Origin of the sequence: Pseudogracilibacillus amylolyticus (SeqCode) (genome assembly GCF_051918545.1) — a bacterium.
Lineage (GTDB): Bacteria > Bacillota > Bacilli > Bacillales > Amphibacillaceae > Pseudogracilibacillus.
On sequence record NZ_JBPPZG010000053.1, the window covers coordinates 9,932 to 20,130 of the forward strand.

Here is a 10,199-nt window from a genome sequence, read left to right on the forward strand (position 1 = left end):
CTGCGCCGCCTTGAACTTTCGACGCACAGGACGTGCTAGTGTCGGCGTTGCCACAGGACGTGGCGACTTTAGCCGACTTGGTCCTTTTTATCCTCCTTTTTGAACACGCAGTTTTATACAGAGAGAAGGTTGCACGCTAAATAGTTGAATAATTTTAAGGAGGGTAATTTGTGAGAATTAAAAAGAATTTATTGCTATTAATTGCTTTATTGGTCTTATTAGCCTTAGCTGCTTGTGGAGGAAATAAGGAAGCGGGATCAGATGCTGATGATAACGGTTCCTCTGGAGACAGCAATGTAAACCCAACTGGTATGCCAATTGTTGATGAAAAAATAGACATGAAAATTTTCGCGAACAAACCGGCACAAAACGAGGATAATGATTGGAATGACATTTTAATTTGGAATCATTATCGTGATATGACAAATATTACTGTGGAATGGGAATCAATTAATCCTGATGCACTTGAAGAAAAAAGAAACTTAGCACTTGGTAGTGGTGATTTGCCGGATGTATTTTTCTTATCACAATTGACGAATGCTGACTTATTAAAATATGGCGGACAAGGATCTTTCTTACCGCTTAATGATTTGATTGAAGAATATGCACCAAATTTAACGGAATTGATGGAAAATGATCCAAGTATTCGTAAAGCAATTACTTTCCCGGATGGGAATATTTACTCCATGCCATCATTAATCGAAGACGACTTTTTATCCCTACGTTTAAGTGCACGACCATGGATTAATGAGGACTGGCTGAAAGAATTGGACATGGAAATCCCTGAAACAACTGGGGAGTTTTATGAGTATTTAAAAGCAGTAAAAGAACTAGATCCGGTTGGTGACGGAAAAACGGTACCATATGGTGGTACTGATATTGCGGAGTTAGTGCAATGGTTAGCCGGTTCGTTTGGCGTCATGAATCATGGTGCGTCGAATACGAATATCGATTTGGATCCAGATGATCCTAGTAAAGTTCGTTTCTATGCAATTACGGATGAGTATAGACAATTATTAGAATATATTCATATGTTATACGATGAAGGTTTAATTGAGCAAAATATCTTTTCAATCGAATGGGGTCAGTTTTTGGCCAATGCATCAGATAACTTATACGGAAGTATGATTTTCTATGATCCTATTGAACTCTTTGGTGAAGAAATTGGTTCACAATATAATAGTCTTGCTGCTTTAGAAGGACCTGAAGGATATAAAGACTATAATAAACTTTCACCATCTGTTTGGGAAACTTCAAGCTTTGTTATTACAAGTGAAAATGAAAATCCAGAAGCGGCAGTCCGTTGGATGGATTACTTCTATAGCGAGGAAGGCGCCAAGCTTTACTATATGGGTGTAGAGGGAGAAACATATGAGGAAGATGGCGGAGAAATTAAGTACATGGATCATATTTTAAATCCTGAAGGGGATATGACGTTTGAACAAGCAATAGCAAAACAGTTAACTTGGTTAGGTGCTATTAGTGGAATAATTAAAGCGGACTACTTCCAAGGTGGAGAAACTGCACCTCAATCGATGGAAGCGGCTGAGAAAATCGAACCCTATATACCAGATGAAATATGGCCAAGATTTACATTTACAGAAGAAGAAAACAAAGTACTTGAAGCAACTGGATCCGATGTAGATAAGTATGTTGAAGAAATGCGTGATAAATTTATTAGTGGAGACGTAGATTTTTCTCAATGGGATAGCTATGTGGACACAATTGAAAAAATGGGTGCTTTAGATGAATTAATGGAGGTTTATCAAGCAGCATTCGAAAGATATCAAGAAAATTAAATGGTAGAAATAAACAAAGGGGGGGCTCCCCTCCCCTTATTTATTTGGAAAATTTATAGTCTAATAGACTTGTGTAAGAGGGGGCGTGCAATCAGATGGAATTGCAACAAGAAAAGGAAAGTCTAAATCGAATGGAATTGCCACAACAAGAAAAAGAAACGTTAAAACGTAAAAGTAGAACGTATGCAATCAAAAAGAATTTGTTAAGAAATTGGCAATTATATGTATTTCTTTTACCTGCTTTAACTTATTTTTTTATTTTTCATTATATTCCCATGTATGGTGTACAAATTGCATTTAAAGATTACTTTGCAAACTTAGGAATATTCGGAAGTCCTTGGGTTGGTTTTGAGCATTTTGAGCGATTTTTTAATTCGTATTATTTTTGGCGTTTATTAAAAAATACCATTATTTTAAATGCATATGGTTTATTGTTATTTCCACTTCCAATCATTTTTGCCCTATCGTTAAATGAATTAAAAAATGGAGCTTTTAAAAAGTGGGCACAAACATTAACCTATGCACCACATTTTATCTCTGTAGTAGTTGTTGTCGGGATGCTAATTGCATTTTTAGATCCAGTTACAGGTTTAGCTAATCATGCGATTCGGTGGTTAGGTTTTGATTCAGTTCCATTTTTGACGAGTCCAGATTGGTTTAGACATATATATATTTGGTCAGGTCAATGGCAGACTCTCGGTTGGAGTACCATTATTTATTTGGCCGCTTTAGCTGGAATAAATCCTGAGTTACATGAAGCCGCTAAAGTTGATGGTGCAACAAGATTACAAAGAATATTACGAATTAATCTACCAGGCATTATGCCGACAATAGTTGTTTTATTTATATTAAATATGGGAAATTTCATGCAAATAGGTTTCGAAAAAGTGTTGTTAATGCAAAATACATTAAACTCCGAAACATCAGATATTATTCAAACATTTGTTTATGAGACAGGGCTATTAGAAGGCCGCTATAGTTTCGCTGCAGCTATTGGATTATTCGAATCAGCAATTAATATTGTTTTGCTCATTACCGTTAATCAGATAGCTAGAAAGGTTAGTGAGAATAGTCTATGGTAAGGAGGAAAAAGGATGCGTAACTTTAGTTTGTCTGATAAAGCATTTGAAAGAATCAATTTTATTTTTGTATTAATGATCACTTTAATCATTGTTTATCCGCTTATATTTGTAATTAGTGCTTCCATCAGTGACCCACATGCTGTAAATACAGGAAAAGTGTGGCTTTGGCCTGTCGATGTTACATTTGATGGTTTTATACGAGTCTTTCAAAATAAAGCAATTTGGATTGGCTATAAAAATACAATTATTTATACATTAGTAGGTACAGCTATTCACTTGTTTATTTTATTGCCATGTGCGTATGCTTTGTCGAGAAAAGAATTAATGGCAAAAAAGTTTTTTTTATGGTTTATTTTATTCACGATGCTTTTCAATGGAGGATTAATTCCTACATATCTTGTCGTAAGAGGATTAGACATGATAAACACCATGTGGGCAATTGTTATCCCCGGTGTTGTAGGTGCTTGGTCCATCCTAGTTGCACGGTCTTTCTTTCAACAAACGATTCCTGATCAGTTAGTTGAAGCTTCTAAAATTGATGGAGCCAGTGACTTTTACTTATTTATTAGAATTGTATTACCTTTATCGTTACCAATCATTGCAGTGATGGCGTTATTCCATGCGGTAGCTTTATGGAACCAATATTTTAATGCATTGATTTACTTATCAGATGAAGAATTATTTCCTTTACAATTAATCTTACGGCAGATTTTAATTTTAAACGAAGTTAGTGCTGATAGTGCCGCATCTGCAGCGGGTGCTGCTCAATCATTTGCTGATCAAGTAAAAACGGCATCACTTGTAAAATATGCTGTCATTATTGTGTCGGCTTTACCATTATTAATTGTCTATCCATTTTTACAACGCTTTTTTGTAAAGGGAGTTTTAATCGGATCTGTGAAAGAATAATGTTAAGGATATGAATTAGGAGGAAACATCATGCACGGATTTATCGCAGGGTATTATAAATTTAGTGTTTGGGCAATGAAATTAGCGTATGTAAATTTATTGTGGACTATTTTTACGTTACTTGGCTTCGGTGTCTTTGGATTTATGCCTGCAACAGTTGCAATGTTTTCTGTCATAAGAAAATGGAATATGGGGGAAGAGGATATTCCGGTTTTCAAAACTTTTTGGGATACTTACCGGAAGGAATTTTTTAAAGCAAATGGGCTAGGTATCATTTTATTTATAATTGGCTATATTCTTGTGATTGAATTTCAAATTTTAAGACTGCAAGAAAATATCATATATTTCATCGTAAGCTTTGGTGTATTAGCTGTTTTTATTTTATATGCCATCGTTTTAACTTATTTCTTTCCGATCTATGTTCATTTTAATTTAAAAATAACAGACTATTTAAAGTGGCCGTTCATTATCGGGGTTGTGCATCCGATATTAACTTTATTTATGATGGGCGGATTCGCTGCAATAGTTTATGTAACTTATATAACAATACCTGCTATTTTATTTTTCTTTGGAGGTAGTGTCACAGCTTATTTCATCATGTGGGGTGCTTCAAAGACCTTTGAAAAATACGAAATAACTGAAGCTTAAAAATACTAATTGAATTGATTATAGCGGTACTAAAGGGGCACTAGACATGAAACAGATTATTAAAAATGCAAAATTACCAAACGGTCAAAAAAGAGATATTGTCATAATAAAGGGAAAAATAGTAGAGGTTGTTTCCGATTGGACTGGGGATGGAGAGATTATTAACCTACCTGAAAATGTCTATGTTTCTCCAGGATGGATCGATTTACATACTCATTCTTTTCCAAAATATGAACCGTATTGCGCTTTTCCAGACGATATTGGATACAAAACTGGTGTGACTACAGTCGTCGATGCGGGAAGCTGTGGCTCGAATGATATTGGTGATTTTTTTAAGATGTCTGAGCAATGTATTACTCGCATATTCGCTTTTTTAAATGTATCTTCAGTTGGCTTAAAAGTAAGAAATGAATTAGCTGATATGTCTAGGTTATCTTTAGAGGCCATTTTAAAGGCAAATGAAAAACATTCCGATTTTATTGTCGGTTTAAAAGCGAGAATGAGTGCTAGTGTTGTCGGGAACAACGGTACACTACCATTAGAAATGGCGAAAAACTTTTCTAGAAAAATTAAGAAACCGTTAATGGTTCACATCGGGAGTGCTCCGCCAAAATTAGTCGATATAATCAGCCTGTTAGAGCAAGGTGATATTATCACTCATTGCTATAATGAAAAAACAGATAATCATCTGTTTAACGATTCCGGCATAATCAAAAAAAGGATTAAAGAAGCAATTGATCGAGGTGTTTATTTAGATGTTGGGCATGGTACTTCCAGTTTTTCTTATCCAATAGCTAAAAGAGCAAAAGCGGAGAATATTAATTTCCATAGTATTAGTACGGACATTTATGAACGAAATAAAGTAAATGGTCCAGTTTACAATATGGCAACAACTTTATCGAAGTTTTTAGCTTTAGGATATTCATTGGAAGAAGTAATTCATTCTGTGACGGAGATGCCTGCTAAAATAATAAATAAACGAGAAATTGGGACGCTTCAAAAAGGGGCACTTGCAGATTTAACTTTTTTTACGGTTGAGGATAGTGATGTAATTCTTAAAGACTCAATGGGAAATGAATTACTCGCAGAAAACCTGGTGAAACCATATGCCGTTATGATAGGTGGGAAATATTATGAATGTAGCACAAATGAATTTAAAGAAGGTTATAAATGCCAGCGGTAAAATGAGTATACTAGGTGTCTCAACTATTTCAGATGACGTCTTGGAGGCAATGAAAATAGGGGCTTCGAATTTTTATGAAATGGATCAGTTATATGAAGAATCAGGTAAAATTGTCTCGCGATATATGGGAACAGAAACCGCTATAATTACAAACTCAGCATCAGCGGCAATTGCCCTTGCTGTTGCAGGCTTTGTAACGCAAGGGGATACTTATTTAGTAGAACGCCTCCCATCAGTCCCCTTAACGAAAGAAATTATTATAATGAAAGGGCATATGATTGACTATGGTGCTCCAGTTAGTACGATGATACAATTAGGTAGAGGATTAGTAAAAGAAGTCGGATATGCAAATGGATGTAGTTTACAACAAATAGAGGCTGCAATTACAGAGCAAACTATTGGGATTATTTTTATTCAATCCCATCATACAGTTCAAAAAAATATGCCTAATTTACATGATGTAAGTAAACTAGCTTATCAAAAGCAAATTCCATTAATTTTAGATATAGCTGCTGAAGAAAACATAGCCGGATATGCTGAAATAGCGGAAGTAATCATTGTGAGCGGCTCAAAGGCAATTGAAGGACCGACATCTGGAATTTTAGCAGGTAGGAAAAAATATGTTACGTTTGCAAAACAACATCTTCAGGGAATAGGTAGAGCTATGAAAATTGGAAAAGAATCCATTTTAGGTCTATTAAAAGCGCTGGAAAATTTTCCTGAACATAAAATGTCCAAACAAGAACAGATGATAATTTTAGATTGCTTGATGGAGTTAGAAAAAATCAATGGGGTAAAGGTGTCTGTTCATCAAGATGAATCAGGTCGTGACATTTATCGTGCTCGAATTCAAATAGATGAAACATCAACAAAATTATCTGCAGTAGAACTGACTAAAAGCTTACGAAATGGGAATATCGCTATTTATACAAGAGATTATTATGCAAATATCGGATATTTTGACATTGACCCACGAGCATTATCGAGACAAGATGTTGAATATATTGTGACTAGAATAAAACAATTATTAGGGGTTTGAGTTATGATAGATAAACGTTTCTACAATAATAAAATTTGTTTAAATGTTCTTGCAGGCAATGTAGATAATGCAAAAGAAATTTACGATATGACAGAAGGACATGTAGTGATAGGTTTATTAGCCGCAAACTATGAAACTGTTGATCAAGCAGTAAAAGAAATGACAATGTATAAAGAAGCAATTGATGGCGCTATTTCAATTGGATTAGGTGCTGGTGATCCGAATCAATGGAAGAAAGTTGCGCATATTAGCCGAGAAATGGCTGCCGAACATATTAATCAAATCTTTCCGGCAGTAGGATATACGAAGGCAATGACAAAAAATGAATCAACATTTATTAATTGTCTTGTAAATCCGTTAGATAAATTAGGGTATGTAAATATCGCAACAGGACCTCTTTCTACAAAAAAAGCTCCTGCGAAAGTTCATCTTTCAACTGCGATCGCACTTATTCGAGAAATGGGTGGAAATTCGGTTAAATTATTTCCAATGAATGGACTGCAAAATAAAGCAATGTACAAGGAAATTGTGAAAATTTGTGCTGAAGAAAATTTTGCTATTGAACCAACAGGGGGAATTGATCTAGAAAATTTTGAAGAAATTGTTGTGATTGCTCTTGAAGCAGGAGTGAAGCAGATAATCCCACATGTATACTCTGCAATTATCGATGGTAGCACAGGTAAAACCAATGTAGAAGATGTCAAACAACTATATGAAATAGTAAAAAGAGTTGGGTTATAATATGAAAGATAAAATAAAAGCTTTTGGAGAAGTTATGATGAGGTTGGAAGTACCAAATTATTTAAAATTGGAACAATCTCAATCACTAAATGTTTCTTACTCTGGAACAGGTGTGAATGTATTGAGTGCTTTAAGTAAATATGGACATCATACATCACTTATTACGAGGTTACCTGCCAATAGTCTTGGCGATGCGGCCATTGCCTCGATTAGATCATCAGGAGTATCAACAGAAGATATCGTTCGCGGTGGAGAATATTTAGGAATGTATTTTCTTGAAAATGGATTTAGTATTAGACCATCGAAAGTAACGTATTCGAACCGAAAGGAAAGTAGTTTTTGTACCGCCTCATTAACAGATTTTAATTTAGAAGCTATCTTACACAATACAAAAATGATTCACTTTTGTGGAATTGCTTTGCCAATATCGGAGCGAACGAGAACTAATGCACTGCGGGTTGCAGAAGAAGCAAAAAAGCTAGGAATACCAATTGTATTCGATTGTAATTATCGACCTAAATTGTGGGAAAGCCAAAGGAACAAGGCAAAAGAAATATATGAAGCAATGTTACATCTTTCAGACATTTGTTTTATGTCAGAAAAAGACGCAATCCTTTTGCTAGGTTTGGAAACGAATGAATTGGATCAACAGAAGCAAATTGAAGATGTAATACCAAAGGTTGCAAGGAAATTTCACATAACTACAATCGCCGGGACTATTAGAAAAAATGATCAAAATGAAAATGAAATTGTCAAAGGGTTTATCTATGATAATAATCGATTTACGTATTCTAGAAACTACATATTCAACATAGTTGATCGAATCGGAGCAGGCGATGGATTTACAAGTGGTGTCATGCATGGAATGTTAAAGAAGTTGTCTTTAAAAGATACAATTGAATTTGCAACTGCTTCAGGCGTTTTAGCTCATACTACATATGGAGATGTGCCAGTATGCTCAAAGGAAGAGGTGTGGAATTTAGTCCACAAAAAATTAGAGGCGAATTTAGAAAGGTAGATAGATGATGAAATTAACCCTAAAAAAAGGTCCACTTTATATACAGTTGGAGGAAATATTAAAAGAACGGATTATTAGCGGGAAATATCCGAAAAATACATTAATTCCGTCAGAACAAGAGTTAAAAGATGAGTTTGGTGTAAGTATTATAACCGTTCGCCGAGCAGTCGAACAACTCGCACAACAAGGATATGTTGAAAAACGCAGTGGTATTGGGACAACTGTACTTGAAAATAATGCAATTTCTAAATTATCAAAGGGACAGCGTTTTTCAGAGTACCTACTGGATGAGGGCAATGAGTTAAGCAAAGAATTTGTTGAACTGTCTGTTATTGACGGGTCTAGTCATTCTATTTTGAAGGATTATTTTGATATGAAATTAAATTGTATAGAACGTCTTTACAAATTAAATGGTCAACCATACATTCATTTTAAACATTATATTCCACAAAATATCATTTTACCGGATAACCATGAGCATTTGCAAAACTCATTATATGAAATTATGTACCAACAAGGTATTAGGTTTCACCGTTTTAAGGACGAATTTGGTGTTGGAACACCGAGTGAAATTATTGCTGAGATGTTGCAAATTGAACAAAAACCATTACTGCAAAGATTTCGATTTTCATTTGATATAAATGGTAATTTAGCGGAATATTCCGAAGCCTATTATAATACAGATGTTCATCGTTACGTTGTAAACTTTGATATGTAAAGTTATTTTTTATTATTGAATGTTGTTTGGGAGGAATGAAAATCGGTGGAAGTTGTAAAGGTGGATAATTACGATGAAATGAGTGAAAAAGCAGCCGATATGGTAGTAGACACTTTAACTCAAGCTAAAGAACCAGTCTTGGGGTTTGCGACTGGTGCTACTCCGGAAAAATTATATGAAATTTTAGTCGAAAGAAATATTCGCAAAGAAATTTCATTTCAGCAAGTGAAGACATTTAATTTAGATGAGTATGTAGGATTAGGAGAAAATGATCCTAATAGTTATCGTTATTATATGAATGAGAAATTGTTCCATAAAGTAGATATTGAAATGGAAAATACGTATATTCCAAACGGATTGGCTACTTCTCTGGATAAAGAATGTGAAAGATATGAGCAAAAAATTCAAAAGGCTGGAACCATTGATTTGCAACTATTAGGTTTAGGGTTGAATGGACATATCGGATTTAATGAACCAGGTTCTGCCTTTGAATCCAAAACGCATGTCACTCAATTAGATAAGTCTACAATAGAAGCAAATGCGCGGTTTTTTAAAAGAGTAGAAGATGTCCCTACGAAAGTGATCACGATGGGAATAGGAACAATTATGAAGGCAAAACAAATACTTCTTTTAGTTCAAGGTGAAAAGAAAGCAGATATACTGAAAAAAGTAATTTATGGCGAGGTAACGGAAGATATACCTGCATCTATCTTACAACGGCATCCTAAAGTAACTTTAATTACGGATATACGTATTTAAAAATATTTTCTAAATATAAAAATTGTCTAAAACATATCACACTATTGTGATGTGTTTTTTAGTGAGTTTTTGGCTGTGACAAAAGTTCTTTAATTATAGAGAAATCCGAACCTATAATTCAAATAACTGCAATAAAATCTATATAAGTTCAGATTTATCTTTATGCCACATTTAATATTTTCCATAAACTGTTCAGTAACTTAGGTTAATTTGCTCTGTAAATATTTAAACAAAGTTGTGATATAAAATACCGCTACGGAAATACACTGCGCTTTCCGTGGGCGGCTGATGAGCCTACTCGTC

At 34.6% G+C, this 10,199-nt stretch carries 10 protein-coding genes; all 10 read left to right on the plus strand.

The genetic code is table 11. The features are described 5' to 3' along the window. The first annotated feature begins 170 nt into the window (after positions 1-170). The 10 genes from ACPYKA_RS08095 to nagB all read left to right on the plus strand — a co-directional run bounded on the left by ACPYKA_RS08095 (position 171) and on the right by nagB (position 9,896). A complete protein-coding gene (locus tag ACPYKA_RS08095) occupies positions 171-1,799 on the plus strand; it encodes an extracellular solute-binding protein (protein ID WP_479541827.1) in 1,629 nt (542 codons plus the stop codon). A gap of 131 nt (positions 1,800-1,930) precedes the next feature. After that, positions 1,931-2,881, plus strand: a complete 951-nt coding sequence (locus ACPYKA_RS08100; RefSeq protein ID WP_479541836.1) for an ABC transporter permease — start codon at positions 1,931-1,933, stop codon at positions 2,879-2,881. A gap of 12 nt (positions 2,882-2,893) precedes the next feature. Then, positions 2,894-3,790 carry a carbohydrate ABC transporter permease gene (locus tag ACPYKA_RS08105; RefSeq protein WP_479541828.1) on the plus strand — a complete coding sequence of 299 codons (897 nt, stop codon included), beginning with the start codon at positions 2,894-2,896 and terminating at the stop codon, positions 3,788-3,790. A gap of 30 nt (positions 3,791-3,820) precedes the next feature. Continuing rightward, a complete protein-coding gene (locus ACPYKA_RS08110; RefSeq protein ID WP_479541829.1) occupies positions 3,821-4,438 on the plus strand; it encodes a YesL family protein in 618 nt (205 codons plus the stop codon). 46 nt (positions 4,439-4,484) lie between these two features. Then, positions 4,485-5,621 carry an amidohydrolase/deacetylase family metallohydrolase gene (locus ACPYKA_RS08115; RefSeq protein WP_479541830.1) on the plus strand — a complete coding sequence of 379 codons (1,137 nt, stop codon included), beginning with the start codon at positions 4,485-4,487 and terminating at the stop codon, positions 5,619-5,621. Further along, a complete protein-coding gene (locus tag ACPYKA_RS08120) occupies positions 5,572-6,660 on the plus strand; it encodes a DgaE family pyridoxal phosphate-dependent ammonia lyase (RefSeq protein ID WP_479541831.1) in 1,089 nt (362 codons plus the stop codon). The genes ACPYKA_RS08115 and ACPYKA_RS08120 overlap by 50 nt, the downstream gene beginning before the upstream one ends. Before the next feature lie 3 nt (positions 6,661-6,663). After that, positions 6,664-7,401, plus strand: a complete 738-nt coding sequence (gene dagF / locus ACPYKA_RS08125) for a 2-dehydro-3-deoxy-phosphogluconate aldolase (protein ID WP_479541832.1) — start codon at positions 6,664-6,666, stop codon at positions 7,399-7,401. Position 7,402: 1 nt separating this feature from the next. Continuing rightward, positions 7,403-8,419, plus strand: a complete 1,017-nt coding sequence (locus ACPYKA_RS08130; RefSeq protein WP_479541833.1) for a sugar kinase — start codon at positions 7,403-7,405, stop codon at positions 8,417-8,419. A gap of 4 nt (positions 8,420-8,423) precedes the next feature. Then, positions 8,424-9,137 carry a GntR family transcriptional regulator gene (locus ACPYKA_RS08135; RefSeq protein WP_479541834.1) on the plus strand — a complete coding sequence of 238 codons (714 nt, stop codon included), beginning with the start codon at positions 8,424-8,426 and terminating at the stop codon, positions 9,135-9,137. A gap of 45 nt (positions 9,138-9,182) precedes the next feature. Next, positions 9,183-9,896 (plus strand): glucosamine-6-phosphate deaminase, encoded by a 714-nt coding sequence (gene nagB / locus ACPYKA_RS08140; protein ID WP_479541835.1) that lies wholly within the window; start codon positions 9,183-9,185, stop codon positions 9,894-9,896. Positions 9,897-10,199: the final 303 nt, after the last annotated feature.